The 19,934-nt window shown below is 65.0% G+C and carries 16 protein-coding genes and 1 tRNA gene; 9 read left to right on the plus strand and 8 right to left on the minus strand.

The features are described 5' to 3' along the window. The first annotated feature begins 357 nt into the window (after positions 1-357). The gene (cckA, locus tag BLQ76_RS08435) at positions 358-2,901 is read left to right on the plus strand and encodes a cell cycle histidine kinase CckA (protein ID WP_425285148.1); all 2,544 of its coding nucleotides are present in this window, start codon (positions 358-360) and stop codon (positions 2,899-2,901) included. Positions 2,902-2,907: 6 nt separating this feature from the next. On the opposite strand, the gene BLQ76_RS08440 is transcribed toward cckA, so the two are convergent. Next, complete coding sequence (locus BLQ76_RS08440; RefSeq protein WP_090671848.1) at positions 2,908-3,819, minus strand: pseudouridine-5'-phosphate glycosidase; 912 nt, start codon at positions 3,817-3,819, stop codon at positions 2,908-2,910. Next, complete coding sequence (locus BLQ76_RS08445; protein ID WP_244519534.1) at positions 3,816-4,694, minus strand: PfkB family carbohydrate kinase; 879 nt, start codon at positions 4,692-4,694, stop codon at positions 3,816-3,818. Before BLQ76_RS08445 ends, BLQ76_RS08440 begins: the two co-directional genes overlap by 4 nt. Before the next feature lie 225 nt (positions 4,695-4,919). Between BLQ76_RS08445 and recA the strand changes: the two genes are divergently transcribed. Further along, positions 4,920-5,990, plus strand: coding sequence for a recombinase RecA (gene recA, locus BLQ76_RS08450; protein WP_090671854.1), 1,071 nt, complete (start codon positions 4,920-4,922; stop codon positions 5,988-5,990). A 262-nt stretch (positions 5,991-6,252) separates the two neighbouring features. Beyond that, positions 6,253-8,907, plus strand: coding sequence for an alanine--tRNA ligase (gene alaS, locus BLQ76_RS08455; protein ID WP_090671857.1), 2,655 nt, complete (start codon positions 6,253-6,255; stop codon positions 8,905-8,907). Positions 8,908-9,004: 97 nt separating this feature from the next. On the opposite strand, the gene BLQ76_RS08460 is transcribed toward alaS, so the two are convergent. Continuing rightward, the gene (locus BLQ76_RS08460) at positions 9,005-9,373 is read right to left on the minus strand and encodes a hypothetical protein (protein ID WP_090671860.1); all 369 of its coding nucleotides are present in this window, start codon (positions 9,371-9,373) and stop codon (positions 9,005-9,007) included. A 134-nt stretch (positions 9,374-9,507) separates the two neighbouring features. After that, on the minus strand, positions 9,508-10,722 hold the full coding sequence (locus tag BLQ76_RS08465) for an NADP-dependent isocitrate dehydrogenase (RefSeq protein WP_090671863.1): 1,215 nt from the start codon (positions 10,720-10,722) through the stop codon (positions 9,508-9,510). Positions 10,723-11,033: 311 nt separating this feature from the next. Here BLQ76_RS08465 and BLQ76_RS08470 point away from each other — a divergent pair, with 311 nt between their 5' ends. Continuing rightward, entirely contained in the window at positions 11,034-11,180 is a 147-nt protein-coding gene (locus tag BLQ76_RS08470; protein WP_244519535.1) for a hypothetical protein, read from the plus strand. Between the two features lie 104 nt (positions 11,181-11,284). On the opposite strand, the gene BLQ76_RS08475 is transcribed toward BLQ76_RS08470, so the two are convergent. Together BLQ76_RS08475 and BLQ76_RS08480 are read right to left on the minus strand one after the other, a co-directional pair. Beyond that, positions 11,285-12,667, minus strand: a complete 1,383-nt coding sequence (locus tag BLQ76_RS08475) for a sensor histidine kinase (RefSeq protein ID WP_090671868.1) — start codon at positions 12,665-12,667, stop codon at positions 11,285-11,287. Further along, positions 12,664-13,329: a response regulator transcription factor gene (locus BLQ76_RS08480; RefSeq protein WP_090671871.1), complete on the minus strand. Its 666-nt coding sequence runs from the start codon at positions 13,327-13,329 to the stop codon at positions 12,664-12,666. The genes BLQ76_RS08475 and BLQ76_RS08480 overlap by 4 nt, the downstream gene beginning before the upstream one ends. A gap of 158 nt (positions 13,330-13,487) precedes the next feature. Between BLQ76_RS08480 and BLQ76_RS08485 the strand changes: the two genes are divergently transcribed. Further along, a complete protein-coding gene (locus tag BLQ76_RS08485) occupies positions 13,488-14,336 on the plus strand; it encodes a hypothetical protein (RefSeq protein ID WP_090671874.1) in 849 nt (282 codons plus the stop codon). An 83-nt stretch (positions 14,337-14,419) separates the two neighbouring features. Here the strand turns inward: BLQ76_RS08485 and BLQ76_RS08490 are convergent. After that, positions 14,420-14,493 (minus strand) — tRNA-Gln (locus BLQ76_RS08490). A 267-nt stretch (positions 14,494-14,760) separates the two neighbouring features. Between BLQ76_RS08490 and BLQ76_RS08495 the strand changes: the two genes are divergently transcribed. The 3 genes from BLQ76_RS08495 to BLQ76_RS08505 all read left to right on the plus strand — a co-directional run bounded on the left by BLQ76_RS08495 (position 14,761) and on the right by BLQ76_RS08505 (position 17,308). Beyond that, positions 14,761-16,146, plus strand: coding sequence for a Ppx/GppA phosphatase family protein (locus BLQ76_RS08495; RefSeq protein ID WP_425285155.1), 1,386 nt, complete (start codon positions 14,761-14,763; stop codon positions 16,144-16,146). Next, positions 16,143-16,847, plus strand: coding sequence for an RlmE family RNA methyltransferase (locus BLQ76_RS08500; protein ID WP_090671879.1), 705 nt, complete (start codon positions 16,143-16,145; stop codon positions 16,845-16,847). The genes BLQ76_RS08495 and BLQ76_RS08500 overlap by 4 nt, the downstream gene beginning before the upstream one ends. A 113-nt stretch (positions 16,848-16,960) precedes the next feature. Further along, positions 16,961-17,308 (plus strand): GNAT family N-acetyltransferase, encoded by a 348-nt coding sequence (locus BLQ76_RS08505; RefSeq protein ID WP_170842524.1) that lies wholly within the window; start codon positions 16,961-16,963, stop codon positions 17,306-17,308. A 10-nt stretch (positions 17,309-17,318) separates the two neighbouring features. Here BLQ76_RS08505 and BLQ76_RS08510 read toward each other — a convergent pair whose 3' ends face one another. Beyond that, the gene (locus BLQ76_RS08510) at positions 17,319-18,707 is read right to left on the minus strand and encodes an MFS transporter (RefSeq protein ID WP_090671885.1); all 1,389 of its coding nucleotides are present in this window, start codon (positions 18,705-18,707) and stop codon (positions 17,319-17,321) included. A gap of 219 nt (positions 18,708-18,926) precedes the next feature. Between BLQ76_RS08510 and BLQ76_RS08515 the strand changes: the two genes are divergently transcribed. Beyond that, positions 18,927-19,886 (plus strand): MBL fold metallo-hydrolase, encoded by a 960-nt coding sequence (locus BLQ76_RS08515; RefSeq protein ID WP_244519536.1) that lies wholly within the window; start codon positions 18,927-18,929, stop codon positions 19,884-19,886. Positions 19,887-19,934 lie beyond the last annotated feature (48 nt).

The raw sequence follows: 19,934 nt of genomic DNA on the forward strand, positions 1-19,934 counted from the left end.
CGCAAGCAGGATCACGATCGCGGTCGAAACCACGACGCTCACGACGGGGGCCAGACTGTCGCCAACCAGGCCGGCAAGCCACTCACGCATATGCTCTTCCTTCGAATGGGACCGGGGGCCGCATGGCGGGTTCCGCGGGGCCATGACTGTTGCCGACGAGACGGACGCGACTCGAACGCCGCAAGGTCCGCGTCAGCCTCGATCTTCACCTCCCGTGTATCATGCAGAAGCCGACGGGTTGGCGCAAATTCGACGAAATTGCATGCGCATGGCGCCGTCTGCTCGTAAACCGCTCGGTGATGGCCCCGCATGGCCGATCTGGGCAGATGGAGCGAGTCCTTGGAACAGCCGAGCCCCGTGGCTTCGACACGAGACGAGAAGCCCTTGATCGACCGTGATTCCACGCCTGGCGGATTGCGGCGGCTCCTCTTCCTGGCGGGCTTTCTGTTCGTGCTTGCAGCCGCCCTTGCGCTGTCGCGTCACGCCTATGGCGCACCGGCCCTGGTGGCGATCTTCGGGCTGCTCGCCATGGTCGGGATCGCGTCGGTCTTTGCCCTGGCGCTTGGTGTCATCCGGTTCGGCGATGTCGATCGTACGAGCGGTATCGGCAAGGATTTCCTGGACGACCTTCCGACCGGGACCCTGATCACCGATCGGAAGGGCCGGATTATCTACGCCAATCGCGCGTATGGCGAACAAACGGGCGCCGTCAGTTCGACGGAGGTGCGTACGCTCGAGCGTCTCCTGTCGCGCGAGCCCGAAGCGTCCGAAGCGATCTACCGCTTGGCGAATCTGGCGCGGGAGCGAATGTCAGGCGAAGAAGAGTTTCGCCTGAGCCGCGACCTGCGGCATGGCGTGACGCCAAGTCCTCGGTGGTACCGCGCCACGGTGCGTGCGTTAGGTCGAACGGGCGAGCCCCTGCTGGCGTGGACGATCGCCGACATCACGAACGAACGCGAACAGCAGGAAACGTTCTTTCGCGATCTGCAGCACGCCATCGACTACCTGGATCACGCGCCGGCCGGTTTCTTCGCGTCCGATGAAGACGGCCGCATCACCTATCTGAACGCGACGCTGGCGGCATGGCTCGGCGTCGATCTAACCGAGTTCCGCCCGCAGACGCGATCGATCAGCGAGTTCCTGACCGAAGAGGGACGTCTGATTCTGTTGAGAACGCAGGCCGGCTCGACGAACAGCGATGTCGTAACGCTGGACCTCGACCTCGTGACGGCCGGCGGCCAGCGCCTGCCGGTGCGCCTTCTCCGCAATTCCAGCCGACGGGTCGACGGGCGCAGCAAGCTGACCCGCACCCTTGTCCTGAATCAGCGGCCGAGCGGCGAGGGAGATCCGGCCCGGGCAGCGGAAGTGCGATTCGTCCGCTTCTTCAACTCGTCGCCGATGGCGATTGCGGCTCTCGACGCGATGGGACGTGTGCTGCGCGCCAACGCGGCCTTCACGAAGCTTTTCGGAGATGCGGCGGCGCTAGGCGGTGTCATGATCACCGACTGCGTGCGGGATCAGAATCGGGAAACGATTCGGCAGGCGCTTCTGGCCGCCGTGCGTGGCCAGGCCGGCATTCCCGCGCTGGATGTGCAGCTCGCCGGCGAGGCCGCGCGCGCCGCCCGTTTGTACGTCAGTGCGAACTCCGACATCCACGACGGTTCCGGCGAGGTCGCGATCCTCTACGGCGTCGACATCACGGAACAGCGCGCGCTGGAAGAGCAGTTCGCGCAAAGCCAGAAGATGCAGGCGATCGGCAACCTGGCTGGCGGCATCGCGCACGACTTCAACAACGTCCTGACCATCATCACGGCGTCTGTCGACTTCCTGCTTCTGAATCATCCGACCGGCGATCCGTCATTCCAGGATCTCATCCTCATCAAGCAAAGTGCGAACCGCGCCGCGTCGCTGGTCCGGCAGTTGCTGGCCTACTCGCGCCGTCAGACGATGCGCCCGAAGATGCTGAGCCTCACCGATGTGATCGCCGACATGCATCTTTTGCTAAAGCGCATCTCCGGCGACCTCGTGAAGCTCGAACGCCGACATGCTCGCGACCTTTGGCCGGTCATGGCCGATATCGGACAGTTCGAGCAGGTCATCACCAATCTCGTCCAGAACGCGCGCGACGCCATGCGGGAGAGCGGGACCGTGACGATCAGTACCCGTAACGTCGAGGCGGCCGAGACGGCGGGCTTCGGATACGCGGAGTTGATCCCGGCCGACTACGTGCTGGTCGAGGTCGCCGATACCGGGTCGGGCATGCCGCCGGAGGTCGCGGAGCGCATCTTCGAGCCGTTCTTCACGACCAAGGAGATCGGCAAGGGAACGGGTCTCGGGCTTTCCATGGCCTACGGCATCATCAAGCAGTCGGGCGGGTTCATCTTCGTCGACTCGGTGATGGGCGAGGGGACGACCTTCCGCATCTTCCTGCCGCGCCATGTGCCGACGGAGGCGCCGATCTCGCTCGAGGTGTCGGCGGGCAGTTCGGGTCAGTCTTCGGCCTCGGCCGCAAAGGATCTGTCGGGCACGTCGTCTATCCTTCTCGTGGAGGACGAGGACAACGTTCGCTCCGGCAACGTGCGCGCTCTCAAGATGCGCGGTTACGAGGTGCATGAGGCGTCGAGCGGCCTTGAGGCGCTCGATGTCATCGACGAGATCGAGGCCGAGGGCGGGCACATCGACCTCGTGGTTTCCGACGTCGTCATGCCGGAAATGGACGGTCCAACGCTCCTGCGGGAGATGCGCAAGCGCCGGCCCGACCTGAAGTTCATCTTCGTGTCGGGCTACGCCGAGGATGCCTTCGCAAAGAACCTGCCCGATGGCGAGAAGTTCGGCTTCCTGCCGAAACCCTTCTCGCTTCGGGAACTGGCGGTCGCCGTGAAGACGGCACTCGACGAGTAGGCGCCGTCAGCGCGACGCGAGAGCGACCGCGATCGCGGAGGCCAGACGCGCGTTGGAGCGCACGAGCTCGATGTTGCTCGCGAGCGAGCGGCCCTGGCTCAACTCGAAGATGCGCTTCAACAGGTAAGGCGTTGCAGCCTTTCCGGAGATGGCGTTGCTCGACGCGTCGGCCAACGCCTGACCGATCCAGCTGCCGATCGTCGCGCTATCGATCTCGTGTTCCTGCGGCAGCGGATTGGCGACTAGCATACCGCCGTCGATGCCCAGCGCCTCGCGCGTCGCTTGAAACCGCGCGATCGCTTCGGGGCTGTCGAGGCGGATCGGCGTCGCGATCCCGGAGTCGCGCGACCAGAAGGCCGGAAGTTCGTCGCATCCATACCCGACGACGGGAACACCCTTTGTTTCAAGGACTTCGAACGTCTTTTTGAGATCGAGGATGGCCTTTGCGCCCGCCGATACGACGATCACCGGCGTTCGTGCGAGTTCGTCGAGGTCTGCCGAGATATCGAAGCTCGTCTCGGCGTCGCGGTGAACGCCGCCGATCCCTCCGGTCGCGAACACGCGAATACCGGCAAGGTGTGCGCCGATCATCGTTGCGGCAACGGTTGTGGAGCCGGTCCGACCCGAGCTGACGCCATAGGCCAGATCTGCGCGCGACAGTTTGAGTACATCGCGAGCTTGAGCGAGCTTCTCGAGGTCGCCGTCATCGAGGCCGACCCGCACTTCCCCGTCCATCACCACGATCGTGGCCGGCTCGGCACCGTTCTCGCGAACGAGCGATTCGACACCGCGCGCCATGGCGAGATTGTCCGGCCAAGGCATACCGTGCGTGATGATGGTCGATTCAAGAGCGACCACCGGGCGGCTTTCGGCAAGCGCGGCGGCAACCGCCGGAGACGGGCGAACGATGGGGGTCATGCAACGGTGTCCTTGCTCAGTCGGGTGGGAGGAGGCAGGGCGAGGGCCATATGCTCGACCCGCCAAGGGCTGTGTTGGTCGAGGCCGTCCGTGATGCGTAGCGCTGCGGCAGCCAGGCCGAGGCATATCGCATGCTGGAGAGGCTGTCCGGCGACATGGGCGAGGAAGGTCACGGCCGCGACGGTATCGCCGGCACCGGTCACGTCCTGCAGATTCGCGATCGAAGCCGGCTGCTGTTGAAACGCACTATCACCATCGATCACCGTGACCGCCCGGGGACCATCCGTGACGACGGCGCGGCGCGTCCCTAGTTCTCGCAACGCGTGGGCGATCTTGAGGATCGAGCCGTTGCAATCGGTCAAAGCGCGGGCTTCCGCAAGCGACAGGAAGACGACGTCCAGCCGATCCAACACAGGGCGCAATCGCGCGACCTTCGCCTGCGATACGGCGATCGCCGCGCGGAATCCCTTAGCGTATGTGCAGACGGTTTCCAGCGCGGGCGTCGAGAGGTTCGCGTCCATCAGGACCGCCGGTGCTGCCGCAAGCCGTTCGCGCACATGTTGGCGCGACAGCGCACGCGCAGTAAGCATGTCGTAGATCGCCATGTCCGCGACGGCGGCGACGAGTTCGCCGGTCTCATCTAGAACGGCCGTGTAGCTGGCCGTTGCGCGATCCAGCCAGACGATCGCATCGTCATCAATGCCATGGTGCGCAAGCTCGTCGATCACAGCCAGCGCGCCCGGGTCGCCGCCGCGTGCCGATATGAGGCGGACGCGGGCGCCGAAGCTGCGAAGTGCGACAGCGGCGTTCAGGCAGGCTCCGCCAACGCCCTGACGCAGCACCCCCGGGTTCGATGCACCCTGACGAAACGGCACGCTCGAGCGCGCGATCCGGTCGACATGCGCCGCACCGACGAGAACGAGTTCGGGTTGCGTCGCTCCGGGCGTAGGAGCGGCTCGCGTCACAACCGCTGGTCCATGCGAAATAGCACTCCGACGTTCTCGTCACGCCTTGCAGAATGAGAACAAAACGTGTACATATTCGTCATCGCCGGCGTGATTGCGCCCTGCTTCTCCGCGTGAAATAAGGTCTCTTGCCCCATGGCACAGAACTCGCTTCGGCTCGTTGAGGAAACATCCGTGGATAAGAACAAGGCGCTCGACGCAGCGCTTTCGCAGATTGAGCGCGCCTTCGGCAAGGGCTCGATCATGCGTCTCGGCGCGACCGAGAAGCTCGACATCGACACGGTGTCCACGGGCTCGCTTGGCCTCGACATCGCACTCGGGATCGGCGGCCTGCCCAAGGGCCGCATCGTCGAGGTGTATGGGCCTGAGTCGTCCGGTAAGACGACGCTTGCGCTCCATACGGTCGCCGAGGCTCAGAAGGCCGGCGGCATCTGCGCCTTCGTGGATGCGGAGCATGCGCTCGATCCCGTCTACGCCCGCAAGCTCGGCGTCGATCTCGACAACCTCCTGATCTCGCAGCCCGACACGGGCGAGCAGGCGCTGGAGATCGTCGATACGCTGGTCCGCTCCGGCGCGATCGACGTCCTCGTCATCGACTCGGTCGCCGCGCTCACGCCGCGCGCCGAGATCGAGGGTGAGATGGGCGAGTCGTTGCCGGGCATGCAGGCGCGTCTGATGAGCCAGGCCTTGCGCAAGCTGACCGGCTCGATCTCGCGCTCGAAGTGCATGGTGATCTTCATCAACCAGATCCGCATGAAGATCGGCGTGATGTACGGTTCGCCCGAGACCACCACGGGCGGCAACGCGCTGAAGTTCTATGCCTCGGTTCGCCTCGACATCCGCCGCATCGGCGCGATCAAGGAGCGCGAGGAGGTCAAGGGCAACCAGACCCGCGTCAAGGTCGTGAAGAACAAGCTCGCGCCGCCGTTCAAGCAGGTCGAGTTCGACATCATGTACGGCGAGGGCGTGTCCAAGATGGGCGAGCTTATCGACCTGGGCGTGAAGTCCGGCATCGTCGAGAAGTCGGGCGCGTGGTTCTCCTACAACTCCCAGCGTCTCGGCCAAGGACGCGAGAACGCCAAGCAGACGCTGCGCGACAACAAGGATCTCGCGCAGGAGATCGAGGCCGCGATCCGTCAGAACATGGGCTTGATCGCGGAGCAGCTGCTGGAAGGCGGCCCGGAAGACAGCGATGGCGAGGTCTGAGCACCAACCGCCGAGTGATGGGACTGATCGAGGCGTCCGCGCATGCGGGCGCCTTCTTCATGTGAAGCGGGCATTTGTTGTCGAGAGCGTCTGTCCCGCTCCGTCCTTGCGGGAGGCCCATCCAGTGAGGTCGAACGGCCCGTCGCGGTGCCGCTCCCGTGTCATGGACAGACCCGGTTTGCCTCGTTAAAAACCGGCGCTCGGACGGTTCCGGCGCCCTGCGCCGTCTCAACGCCGTCCGGTTCTCGAAGAGGTTGAGCGGATGAGTGGCGTCAACGAAATCCGGCGGACGTTCCTGGACTACTTTGCGGCGAACGGTCACGAGCCGGTCGCTTCCTCGCCGCTCGTGCCCCGCAACGACCCGACCCTGATGTTCACGAACGCCGGCATGGTGCAGTTCAAGAACGTCTTCACCGGCCTTGAGAAGCGTCCCTATAGCCGCGCGACCACGGCACAGAAGGTCGTGCGGGCTGGCGGCAAGCACAACGATCTCGACAATGTCGGCTACACCGCGCGCCACCACACCTTCTTCGAGATGCTCGGCAATTTCTCGTTCGGCGACTACTTCAAGGAGGAGGCGATCAGCCTCGCCTGGAACCTCGTCACGAAGGAGTACGCTCTCGACAAGTCGCGGCTGCTCGTCACCGTGTATTCCGAGGACGAGGAGGCAGCCCGGCTTTGGCGCTCGATCGCCGGTTTCTCCGACGACCGGATCATCCGCATCCCGACCTCGGACAACTTCTGGACGATGGGCGAGACCGGGCCATGCGGACCATGCTCGGAAATTTTCTATGATCAGGGCGAAAGCGTCTTTGGTGGACCGCCGGGATCGCCGGACGAGGACGGCGACCGCTTCCTTGAATTCTGGAACCTCGTGTTCATGCAGTTCGAGCAGGTCTCTCCAGGCGAACGCCTGAACCTTCCGAGGCCGTCGATCGACACCGGCATGGGTCTCGAGCGCATGGCCGCGATCCTGCAGGGCGTGCATTCGAACTACGAGACGGACCTGTTTCGTCGGCTGATCGGCGCGGTCGCCGAGGCGATCGGCTCGCGTCCCGAGGGAGACGCCCTTGCGTCGCACCGCGTCATCGCGGATCACCTTCGAGCGACGGCCTTCCTGATCGCGGACGGCGTGTTGCCATCGAACGAGGGGCGCGGCTACGTGCTCCGCCGCATCATGCGCCGTGCGATGCGTCATGCGAAGCTTCTCGGCGCACGCGAACCCGTCATCTACAAGGTCCTGCCGACGCTCGTCTCCGAGATGGGCCGGGCCTATCCCGAGCTCGTGCGCGCGGAGGCCTTGATCTCGGAAACGCTGAAGCTCGAGGAAAAGCGCTTCCTGGCAACCCTGGATCGCGGTCTGGTTCTCCTGAACGACGCCACCGATGGCATGGGGCAGGGCGATAAGCTCGACGGCGAGGTCGCATTCAAGCTCTACGACACCTACGGCTTCCCGCTGGATCTGACGCAGGACGCCCTGCGCGCCCGCGGCGTCTCGGTCGACCTTGCATCCTTTCAGGCTGCCATGGAGCATCAGAAGGCTGAGGCTCGCGCGAGCTGGGTCGGCTCCGGCGAGGCTGCGGACGAGAGCGTCTGGTTCGCGATCCGCGAACGCGAGGGCGCGACGGAGTTTCTAGGCTACGACACCGAGCGAGCCGAGGGTGTGGTGCGTGCGATCGTACGCGGGAAGGACGAGGTTCGCAGCGCTGCGGCGGGCGAAGAGGTCTCGGTCGTTCTCAACCAAACCCCGTTCTACGGCGAGTCCGGTGGGCAGGTCGGAGACACCGGCCTTCTGAGCGGCGAGGGTGTCCGCTTCCGTGTCACGGACACGCAGAAGGTTGCCGGCGGTGTGTTCGTTCATCGCGGGCGGGTCGAGGACGGCACGTTGCGGATCGATGCGCCGCTGGAGCTCGTGGTCGATCATGAGCGCCGCACCCGTATCCGAGCCAACCATTCCGCCACGCACCTTCTGCACGAGGGTTTGCGCGAGATCCTAGGCACCCACGTCGCGCAGAAGGGCTCGCAGGTTTCCCCTGATCGACTTCGCTTCGACTTCTCGCATCCAAAGCCGGTGGATCCGGCAGAGGTCGCGCAGGTCGAGGCGCTGGCCAACAGGGTGATTCTCGAGAACGCCCCGATCGAAACCCGCCTGATGGCTGTGGACGACGCCATTGCGCTCGGCGCGATGGCGCTGTTCGGCGAGAAGTACGGCGACGAGGTTCGCGTCGTTTCCATGGGGCGCCCGGACGAAGGGTCGAACCGGGCCGCCTATTCGATCGAACTGTGCGGCGGCACCCATGCGCGCGCGACCGGCGACATCGGTCTCGTCCATGTCATCTCGGAGACCGCGGTCGGCGCCGGTGTGCGCCGGGTCGAGGCGCTGACCGGTCAGGCGGCCCGCGACTATCTGCTGGAGCAGGACGCGCGCGTCCGTCGCATCGCTTCCGCACTGAAGGTCGGGCCTGCCGAAATCGGTGATCGGGTCGAACAACTCGTCGACGAGCGCCGCCGTCTTGAGCGCGAGTTGAACGACGCCAAGAAGCGCCTCGCGATGGCTAGCGAAGGCGGTGGTGCGGCGTCCGCTCCGCGCGAGGTCGGGGGTATTTCGTTCCTAGGCCGCGTGCTGGACGGTATCTCCGCCAAGGACCTCAAGGGACTTGTGGACGAGGCCAAGGCTTCGCTCGGTTCGGGCGTCGTAGCGTTCGTGGGAGTGGCGGACGGGAAGGCCAGTGTCGTGGTCGGCGTCACGTCCGACCTGACGGGACGCTACAACGCGGTCGATCTCGTGCGTGTGGCCTCGGAAGCGATCGGCGGAAAGGGTGGCGGTGGCCGGCCCGACATGGCCCAGGCCGGAGGCCCGGAAGCCGAGAAAGCGGAGGACGCGATCGGCGCCATCGAAGCGAAGCTGGCCGCCTGAAACCCAGGTGGGTCGCCTCGCGCGGGCTTAGACTTCGCGATCCTTCCGAAACCAAATAGCAGAAGGGGCGCCGGACGGCGCCCCTTCTCGTTTCGGCTTAGCTCCCGTAGTTCGGGAACGATGCGACCTCCGCCGCCGAGGTCTTGAGCGTCAGGCGATTGCCGTCCGGCGTGAAGCGATCGATCGGGATCACCTTGTTGCCGGTGAAGCCCGTGGTCGAGCCTTCGAAGTCGACCACGAGTGCAACGGGCGTGTTCGCGTCGCTACCAAGCACTTCCTCAATCTCGCCCAACTCGACACCGTCGCCGTCCTTGAGAACCTTGGCGTCTTCGATCTCGCCGGCCGACTTGTTCCAGGGCATCAACATCACGTTGTCGCCGACCTCAACGAGTGCGGCATTCTGCGCCTGGACGGCGGCGCCGGACATGAGAAGCGCGGTGGTGGCGGCAAGAAACAGGCGGTTCATTCGAGACTCTCCATCAGGATTGATGGGTCGCTAACGAAAGCTTTGCGAACGAGGTTCCCGCCGGCGAGCTGGACCTGACACGAATAAACCCGGCCGCAAGGGCCGGGTCCGCTCATTCGCAGTCGGCGAATGGATTAAGCCGCCATCGCCTTCTTCAGGTTCTCGTCGATCTTGTCGAGGAAGCCAGTGGTCGACAGCCACGGCTGGTCGGGGCCGATCAGCAGCGCGAGATCCTTGGTCATGTGGCCAGCCTCGACGGTATCGATGCAGACCTGCTCCAGCGTCTCGGAGAAGCGCTTCAGTTCATCGTTGCCGTCGAGCTTGGCGCGATGGGCCAAGCCTCGGGTCCAAGCGAAGATCGACGCGATGGAGTTGGTCGACGTTTCCTGACCCTTCTGGTGCTGTCGATAGTGGCGGGTCACAGTGCCATGGGCGGCCTCGGCCTCGACGGTCTGACCGTCCGGAGAGAGGAGAACCGAGGTCATGAGACCGAGCGAACCGAAGCCCTGGGCGACGATATCGGATTGTACGTCACCGTCGTAGTTCTTGCAGGCCCACACGTATCCACCCGACCACTTCAGCGCCGAGGCGACCATGTCGTCGATCAGGCGGTGCTCGTAAGTCAGCTTGCGCTTGTCGAATTCGGCCTTGAACTCCGCGTCGAACACCTCCTGGAAGATGTCCTTGAAGCGACCGTCGTAGGCCTTCAGAATCGTGTTCTTGGTCGACAGGTAGACCGGGAAGTTCCGGATCAGGCCGTAGTTGAACGAGGCGCGTGCGAACTCGCGGATCGAGTCATCCAGGTTGTACATGGCGAGCGCCACGCCCGAGGAGGGGGCCTGGAACACCTCGTGCTCGATGGTCTGGCCGTCCTCGCCGACGAACTTGATCGTCAGCGTTCCCTTGCCCGGGAACAGGAAGTCGGTCGCGCGATACTGGTCGCCGAACGCGTGGCGACCGACGACGATCGGCTGCGTCCAGCCGGGCACCAGGCGTGGCACGTTCTTCATGATGATCGGTTCGCGGAAGATCACGCCGCCCAGGATGTTGCGGATCGTACCGTTCGGCGACTTCCACATCTTCTTGAGCTTGAACTCCTCGACGCGCTGCTCGTCGGGGGTGATCGTCGCGCACTTCACGCCCACGCCATGCTTCTTGATCGCATGGGCCGAGTCGATCGTGACCTGATCGTTGGTCGCGTCCCGGTTCTCGACCGAGAGGTCGTAGTACTCGAGATCGACGTCGAGATAGGGGTGGATCAGCTTGTCCTTGATGAGCTGCCAGATGATCCGGGTCATCTCGTCGCCGTCGAGTTCCACGACCGGGTTTGCGACCTTGATCTTCGCCATCGCGCTGGAATTCCTTTGGAGTTGGCAGCCCGACGAAAGGACGGGCGTCGGCGGCGTAGCGCCCCGAAGGGACGCCGGCCTGCGCGGCCTATATCATCCGCGTCCCAACGCGCAAAGCCGACGGTCGCCATCGTCCTCGTCGACATGGAAGCGCGGCTCGCGATAGCCGGACCGGCACTCCGTATGCCGCACCGTGCGACAGTCCGCACCACGCACGCGTTGAACCTCCCGGCATCTGCACCGTTTGGGTGAAGACGCAACAAGCGAAGGAGCAAGTCATGTCCGGAGGACAGTCCAGCGGAACCGGGGCCATGACGGATCTCGACGACGAGAAGGTCCGCAAGAACGATATTCTGACGAATCGCGACAAGAGCCAGCGCGATCCGGAGTACGGTCTCGACGGCCGGGGCGTTCAGGCCGACGAAGAGAAGGACAGCGTCGGTAATCGGCAGCACTAGCCGACTCGGCGACGCAGCGGGCGGCCGTCTCGGTCGCCTGCTGTCCGGTCGCTTCTCCCTTCCCGGGAGGAAGCACGCGTGGAGCCGCTACAGGCTTCGTCGCGTCACAGATCCGGCGGTGCCGGTAGCATCAGTTCCGCCAGAAGGCCCCCGGTGTCGTTGCGCCGGAGCCGAAGCGACCCACCGTAGAGTTCGGCGATCTCGGACGTGATGGGAAGGCCGAAGCCGTGACCGGGGAGTGTTTCGTCGAGCCGCGCCCCTGGCTTCAACACACGGTCTATCTCTTCCGGACCGAGACCGGGTCCGTCGTCGGCAATCGTGATCCGCACGAAGCGCTCACTGCGCGAGGCCACGACCTCGATCGTCGTCTTGGCGTGACGACACCCATTGTCGAGAAGATTGCCGAGCATCTCGTCGAGGTCGTCTCCGTCCACGGCGACCGCAAGTCCGTCCGGGATTGCGCGGGAGATCGTCAGCCTCGATCCGGCACCGAACTTCTCCAGCATGGCCGCCAAGTCGTCCACGTGCGGTTTCACGACTGTACGCTGCCGCGCTGGACCGCCCTGCGCGACACTCCGGGCGCGGCGGAGGTGATGCCGGATGCGTCGGTCCATGAGCTCCGTAAGCGATTGCCATTCGCGCTTCATCGGTCCGTCCGGCAAGCGCGCCGCCTGGGCACTTAACGTCGCCAAAGGTGTCTTGAGCCCATGTCCGAGGTTCGCCACGTGGCGTCTCGCTTGGCGCAAAACCTCCGCATCGTGTGCGATCAACGCGTTCAATTCATCGGTGAGAGCTTGGAGTTCGACCGGCTGGGGCTCGTCGATTCGCTCGCGTCGACCGGCTCGAACCTCGGCCAGCGTCCCGCGCAGCCGATCCAGCGGGCTGAGTGCGAAGCGAACCTGGAGAGCGATGGCGGCACCCAATCCGACCCCGAGCAGTCCGAGGGTCAGTGCTATCGTGAGCGCGGCATCGCGGAGCGGAGCCTCGATCGCAGTTGCGGGTGCGGTCGCGACGACGAGACGCGCGCTTGGACCCGGCAGGGCTCGCGTCCGGACGACCAAGCGTTGCTCCTTCGGGCCAACCAGATCGATCAACCGGTCCGGGGGGCCGCGCCTCCCGGCATCTGGCGAGAGGCGGGGAAGCACCTCGTTGCCGAGATTGGGAGACGTTGCGACGACCCGTCCGTCTTCTTCGATCTGCCAATACCAACCGCTCGCTTCCCGCTCGTCCGGTGGCCCCTCGGCGCCCGGGCGCCGAGGCGGTCCGGCGTCCGCATCCCGCTGCCTCGGCGGGGCTGGCGCATCACCGACCAGCCTCGCGATGCGCAGATCCAAGCGGTTGGCGACGTCGGCTCGCACGAACCGATCGAGGAGATCGTTCATCACGAAGCCGATGGCGACGATGGCCAAGACGATGAAAATTGCAGCCGATGCCAGAAGCCGTGCGCGCAGAGAGCGTCCGGCGAAGGGCAGGTTCGCTGGTCTCATAGTTCTGGAGCCCGTAGTCGGTAGCCGAGACCTCGCGACGTCTCGATCATCTCATGTCCGATCTTCCGGCGCAGGCGCGCGATGATGACCTCCAGGGAGTTGCTGTCGACGTCGACGTCACCTTCATAGACCCGTTCGGCCAGATCCGTTCGCGTGACGACGACGCCCTTGCGGAGCATGAGGCAGGACAGGACGCGCCATTCCAGGCCGGTCAGCTTCAAGGGCAGGCCGTCCTTCTCGAACGATCCGATCTGGGCGTCGAAGGTGAGCGGTCCGCAACTGATTCGGGTGTCGGCATGGCCTCGCGAGCGCCGGACGAGCGCGCGAAGCCGCATCACCAGTTCCTCGATGCGAAACGGCTTGACGAGGTAGTCGTCGGCGCCGGCCTTGAATCCCTGGACCTTGTCCCCCCAACCGTCGCGAGCCGTCAGGATCAGAACCGGCAGCGTCCGCCCGGCGCTTCGCCAGGCCTGCAACACGTCGATGCCGGGAAGGGTCGGAAGTCCCAGATCGAGGACGGCAGCATCGTAGTTTTCGGTATCGCCGAGGTGCCAGCCGTCTTCGCCGTCGCGCGCATGATCGACCGCGAAGTTCTCGGCTCGCAAGGCCAGCAGGATTTCGGTTGAAAGAGCGGGGTCGTCTTCGACGAGGAGTACGCGCATCGTCTGGTCGGTCCTCTCCTGAAACGACGCCGTTCGGGGTTGCGATGGGAGGTGTCCGCTAGGCCCGGCGGCTGAACGGAAGCTGAACAGCGCGGTTCAGAATCGGTTTCAGCGCCGCGACTAAACCCCGTCCATCGCTTCAGGAAAGGAAAGACGCGATGACGAACTCACTCAAAAAGCGGTTGGCGCTTGCGGTCCTGGCTGCACCTCTTCTCATGGGAACGGCGGCCGCCGTTGCGCAGACGCCAGCATCGGCGCCTGCGATCGCCGCAACGCCGATCGGCGAACTGCGGGACATGAGCGCGATCACCCTGCAGGGGCGGGTCACCGAGATCTTCGGCAACAGCTTCGTGATCGAGGACGCGACCGGACGCGCCCTTGTCGATACGGGACCGCAGGGCGACCGCCAGCGGTTGGTGGCGGTCGGTGATACGGTTTCGGTGAAGGGCCGGTTCGATCGCGGGAAGCTTCATGCCGAGAACCTGACGGGTGCAGATGGTCGGACGATGCAGATCGAGCGCCCGCGCCCCGAACGCGATGGGCCTCCCGGTCCGCGCGGGCCGGGTCGCCGGGGCGGTCCTGATGGTCCTGGCGGATCGGGCGGCGATCGCGCCGAACGCCCCGAAGGTCCCCTGGATTGGCTGACGGGCAGCGGTATCGACGAGACGGCTGCGAAGACCGCGCTCGAAACGGCCGGCTATACCGACGTCACCTTGACCGACACGAAGAAGCACCATGCCGTATTCACGGCGAAGGACCCGCAGGGCGCCGTCTGGCAACTGCGCGTCGACGACGACAACCGCATCGCCGAACGCCGTCCGTTCGTCGCCCCGCTGGCCGAAGATGCGGCCAAGGCGGCGGCGGGACGCCTCGGCTACACCGACCCGTCCGACTACGCGGTTCGCGGCGACCATATCGAGTTGGATGCCAAGGATGCGACCGGGCGCTCCGTGCGTATCGAACTGAATGCCGACGGCTCGCTTCGCAAGGAACGCTTCGACAGCTGACGGTCGGCCAACCGGCCGGCGGTGGAGACGATCGCCGGCCATCCGGCGTTGCCGATGAGCGCTTGTCGGAAAGGAGATGGAAGTGGCTGGGGGACCTGGATTCGAACCAAGACTAACGGAGTCAGAGTCCGCTGTTCTACCCTTAAACTATCCCCCAGCAGGGATCAGGCTTTCGGTCTCTCAACCGTACCCGGCGGCGACAAACGCGTCGTCGCTGCGGGAGGTGACTTAGTCGACACGCTCGTTCGCGTCAACCGGTTCATCGGACGCAGAGGCGCGGAAGAAGGAGAAAGGCTCTTTCAAGGCGACCTGTGGGTCCGGCAACCCGTCTCTTGTGCATCGTTGTTCAATTGCTACACTCCGCATCAACGACATGACCGCTTCGCGGTCGCAGGAGCGCCCTTCGGGCCGGCTCCGGAGACAGATTGTGATCCATGACACGCAGCAGAGCCGCCGCGACGCACAGCCCCTGAACGCCAGCAACGATGTCGTCGTCCCGGTCGCGGCGGGTACGACGGACCTGGAACGTCTGCCGGAAACCGACCGCGGCGCCGACGAAAAGCGCCGTAACAAGCGGAATCGCCGGCGGCGTGGCCGAAAGGCGGGGCCTGGTTTGGTCGCTCCGGCCGTTCAGGGCGCCAGGGCCCTTCCTCCTTCTCTCGATGCCAAACTGCGGCAGGCCGAGCGTGCGATCCAAATGCGCCAGCAGGAGGAACGTTCGGCAGCGAGTCCGCCAACGGCACCGGCCCCGATCGAGATCCGCATGCCGAGTGCCGATGCGGTCGGCGGCGCGCCGCGTATGCCGGCCTATGCGGCCTTGGATCTGGGAACCAACAACTGCCGCCTGCTGGTCGCGGTGCCGACGCGGCCCGGCCAGTTCAGGGTCATCGACGCGTTCTCGCGCATCGTCCGCTTGGGCGAGGGCCTTGGGCGAACGGGAAGCCTCGCGGCGACGGCGATGGATCGGGCGGTCGCGGCCCTGGAGATCTGCGCGCAGAAGCTGTCCGCGCGCGAAATCTCGGGTGCGCGCCTCATCGCGACCGAGGCTTGTCGATCGGCCGCCAATGGTGCGGAGTTCATCGAGCGGGTTCGCTGTGAAACCGGATTGCGTCTCGAGATCGTCAGTCGCGAAACCGAGGCTCGCCTGGCGGTCTCGGGCTGCGGGTCGCTGGTCGACCGCAATGCCAGGGGCGCCGTTCTCTTCGACATCGGAGGTGGGTCGTCCGAGATCGCGCTTCTCGACCTGCGCGGTGGTGCGAGCCGCCGCCTGTCGAACCATATCGTCGCCTGGACGTCGCTGCCGGTCGGCGTTGTTTCGCTTGCGGAGCGCCACGGTGGCCGCGACGTCACGCCAGCCCTCTTCGAGCGCATGGTCGAGGAGGTCGTCGGTTTGATCCAGGCGTTCCCGGGGCGCGACCGTCTTGCGGCTCTGGTTGGACGTGACGGGTTCCATCTTCTGGGCACCTCCGGAACGGTGACCACGCTGGCCGGTGTCCAGCTGCGGCTCGAACGCTACGATCGACGGCAGGTCGACGGTCTCTGGCTTACGGATGCTGAGGTCGAGGAACTCATCGATCGCATCCGGGGCTGGAGCTTCGAGGAGCGCGTGGCCAATCCTTGCATTGGTTCGGATCGCGCCGACCTGGTTCTGGCCGGTTGCGCGATTCTAGAGGGTATCCGCCGGATCTGGCCCGCGCGGATGCTGCGCGTCGCCGATCGGGGCCTGCGGGAAGGCCTCCTGACGGAAATGATGGTGGCGGACGGCGTTTGGCGTCGTTCGAGCGCCAATGGAATACGGGCAACGGCATGACGGGACGGGGTGACGATCGAGGACTGCAGGTCCGGGTCAAGAAGAAGCGCGGGTTGACCGCCTCATCGCGGCGGTGGCTGGAGCGGCAGCTCAACGATCCCTATGTGCGGCGCTCCAAGGCCGATGGCTATCGCTCGCGCGCCGCCTACAAGCTGATCGAGATCGACGATCGCTACCACCTTCTGAAGCCCGGCCAGCGGGTGGTGGATCTCGGTGCGGCACCCGGCGGTTGGTGTCAGGTCGCGGTCGCTCGCTGTTTGTCCGGCGGCGAGGGTGCGGTTGTCGGTATCGACTATCTTCCGGTCGATCCGGTGCCCGGCGCGACGATTCTGGAACTCGACTTCCTCGACGAAACGGCGCCCGGACGCTTGATCGACTCCCTGGGCGGCAGTCCGGATATCGTTCTGTCGGACATGGCAGCGCCAACCACCGGTCATCGTCGGACGGACCATCTGCGCACCATGCATCTTTGCGAGGTTGCGGCAGACTTCGCCGTACGCACCCTCAAGCCGGGCGGTCACTTCCTGACGAAGACATTCCAGGGCGGGACCGAAGGCGACCTTCTGACGATGCTGAAGCGGGAGTTCCGTTCGGTTCACCACGTCAAGCCACCCGCCTCGCGCGATGGCTCGGTCGAACTTTACCTCCTCGCCAAGGAATTTCGTGGTGCCGGACGGCGTGACGAGGAGAGCGAAGGCTGAGCAACGACCCCATCCGCCTGAGACTGTCTTTGGACGAGCCGAGGGTGGTGAATTGGCCGAGCGGGGTGGTTCTCGCCCCGTTTCGTCCTGATGACGCCTCCGAAGCCTTGCGTGTGCTGATCGATGCCTATCACGACGGCTATGCCGGAGAGTTCGAAGGCGGCGACGACTGGTACGCGACGGTTTCCGCCGACGACGAATGGGACCCGGCTCTCGTGCTTCTGGCGCGGGATGTCGAGACGCAACGTATCGTCGGAGTGTGCTACGGCTGGACCAGCGCGTTCCTGAAAGATGTCTGTGTCGCTCGCGTCGCGCGAGGGCAGGGTTTGGGCGAGGCCCTGGTGCTGGCCTTGGCGGAACGCTTTCGCGAACGCGGGTTCGGGGCGATGGATCTCAAAGTCCTGCCCGGCAACGCTCCCGCCCGCGGCCTGTATCGCAAGATCGGTTTCCGGGACGCCTGATGCGACCGGCCTACTCGGCCGGCACACGGCGTCCGGAGACTTCGGCTCCGGCCTCGTCAGGCAGGTGGCGGAACGGGAATGCCGCGAAGATCGTGACGAGCCCGACCGCGAAGAAGGCGACCTGAAAATCCCACAGGGTCGCGTGACCCGTTCCGTTCAGCAGGATTCCAGCCTCGAGGATTGCGCCAGCCATCGCGACACCACCGGCGATGGCCACCTGCTGGAAGGCTGCAACCATCGACGTCGCATCCCCCGTCCGCAGCGTCGGTACGTCCGCGAAGGCCAGGACATTCGTGCTCGTGAAGAAAAGCGAGCGAAAGAAGCCGCCGATCAGCAGCAGAACGATCAGGACAGGCACCGGCGTCGAGGGTTGATAGAAACCGATCGCGCCGATCAACGAACCGCCCATGATGGCCGCGCCCGTCAGGGTCATTCGGAACCCGAAGGTTCGCAGGATCGGACGGACGAGAACCTTCATGGTCATGGCGCCACCGATGGATACGGCGCTCAGAAGACCCGATTGGAACGGCGAATAGCCGAAACCGAGTTGCAGCATCAGGGGGAACAGGAACGGCACCGCGCCGGCACCGATGCGGAAGATGCCGCCACCGACAATCGCGGTGCGCAGGGTCTCCAGCTTCGCCAACTGCAGATCGAGCACGGGATGCGCCGTCTGACGTGCATGGCGGACGTAGAAGACGGCGAAGAGACCCCCCAGCACCGTCATGCCGATCCCGAGGAGCGGCGGTAACGCCGGCAGCGATACGACCGAAAGCCCGAAGACGATGCCGGAGCAGGCGAGGCCCGACAAGGCGAAGCCTGTCCAATCGAAGCGCACCTCGGGCATCGCCTCGATGCGCGGCAGGAACCGCTGGGCGAGCGCCATGCCTATGATGCCGATCGGCAAGTTGATGAAGAAGATCCAGCGCCAGTCCGCATAGGTCGCAATCGCGCCTCCGATCGGCGGTCCGATCAGCGGACCGATCAGAGCGGGAAAGGTAAACCATGCCATGGCGCTTACCAGGTCCGATTTCGGCACGGCCCGGATCAGAAGCAGGCGTCCGACCGGCGTCATCATCGCACCGCCCATGCCCTGCAGGAACCGCGCGGCCACGAAGCCTTCCAGCGACGACGCGAAACCGCAGGCCAGCGAACCCAGCATGAAGACCGCGATCGCCAGCTGGAATACGGGCTTGGCTCCGAAGCGATCGGCAATCCGGCCCGAGATCGGAATGAAAACGGCAAGAGACACGTAGTAGCTCGTCAACGCGAGCTTCAACGCGATAGGGCTTGCGCCGATGTCGTGCGCGATGGTGGCGAGCGAGGTCGCGATCACCGTCGAGTCGATGTTCTCCATGAACAGCGCGACGGCGAGGACAACCGGAACGATGCGTTTCAAGGTCGTTTGTCCGGTAGGGGAGTATGGTTAGGCTGTAAGCTCGACTTACCGCCCTCGCAAGAGCGTGAACGTGAAAGCGCCGTAAGGCCGGTGGTGTTCCGCGCCTCGCATATTGTCTCGTGAGTGGAACGCCTCATCTTGCAGGCGGCCCCAATTCATATCGTCATTCGGAGCGCATCGATGCCAGTCAGGACCGGAATCAACCGACGTCACGCTTTGATGCTAGCCGCTGGCGGCGTCGCGGCGGGTGCGCTGCCGGGGAATGCCTCGGCGCAGGAGGGAACCATGGAGATCGAGACGCTGATCGACGAGAACCCCGGCGCACCAGGCTGGCGACGCTTCACGGTCGGCGACGCGGTCGTCGTCCAGATCCTCGACGGCATCAGGCCGGGCGAGGGTCCTTTCCCGACCTTCGGCGAGAACCAGTCTGCCGAGGCGGTTGGCGACCTGATGGCGGCGAACGGCCTGCCGCGCGACCGCTTCGTCAATTTCTTCCAGCCGACGCTCATCGAACTCGGCGATCAACTCGTCCTGATCGATACGGGCATGGGCGAGGGCGGTCGCGCCAACGGCATGGGCCTTCTGCTGCAACGCATGGGCGCGGCCGGGTATGCACCCGAAGACGTCGACATCGTTGTCCTGACCCATCTACATGGCGACCATATCGGCGGGCTCATGGAAGGTGGATCGCCGGCCTTCCCGAACGCGCGCTACGCGATCGGCGAGCAGGAATTGGCGTTCTGGACTTCCGATGAGGCGATGGCCGGCGCGTCGTCGGGAAATGCCAAGATGGTCGTGCAGATGGTCGTGCCGCTGCGCGAGCGGGCGACAATGCTGAAGGACGGCGACGAAGTCCTGCCGGGACTGACCGCACGCGCAGCCTTCGGCCACACGCCCGGCATGTTGGCCTTCGAGCTCCGCTCCGGCGAACGCCGCATGATGTTCATGGCCGATACGTTCAGCCAGTTCGTGGTGTCGTTCCAGCACCCCGAGTGGCATGTCCGCTTCGACATGGACAAGCAAGCCGCCGTGGCGACGCGCCAGCGCTTCGCCGAGATGCTCGCGGGTGAGAACATCCTCTTTGCAGGCTACCACCTGCCATTCCCGGCGGTTGGTAGCGTCCTCAGGGATGGCGAGGCCTATCGCTTCCTGCCGGAGGCCTACGCCACGCTGCTCTAGCCTGCGCGGCGGTGCGTCTTCTTTTCTTCGCACCGCACACGTGCTACG

It is taken from the genome of Aureimonas jatrophae (assembly GCF_900104035.1).
In the GTDB taxonomy this organism is placed as follows: domain Bacteria; phylum Pseudomonadota; class Alphaproteobacteria; order Rhizobiales; family Rhizobiaceae; genus Aureimonas; species Aureimonas jatrophae.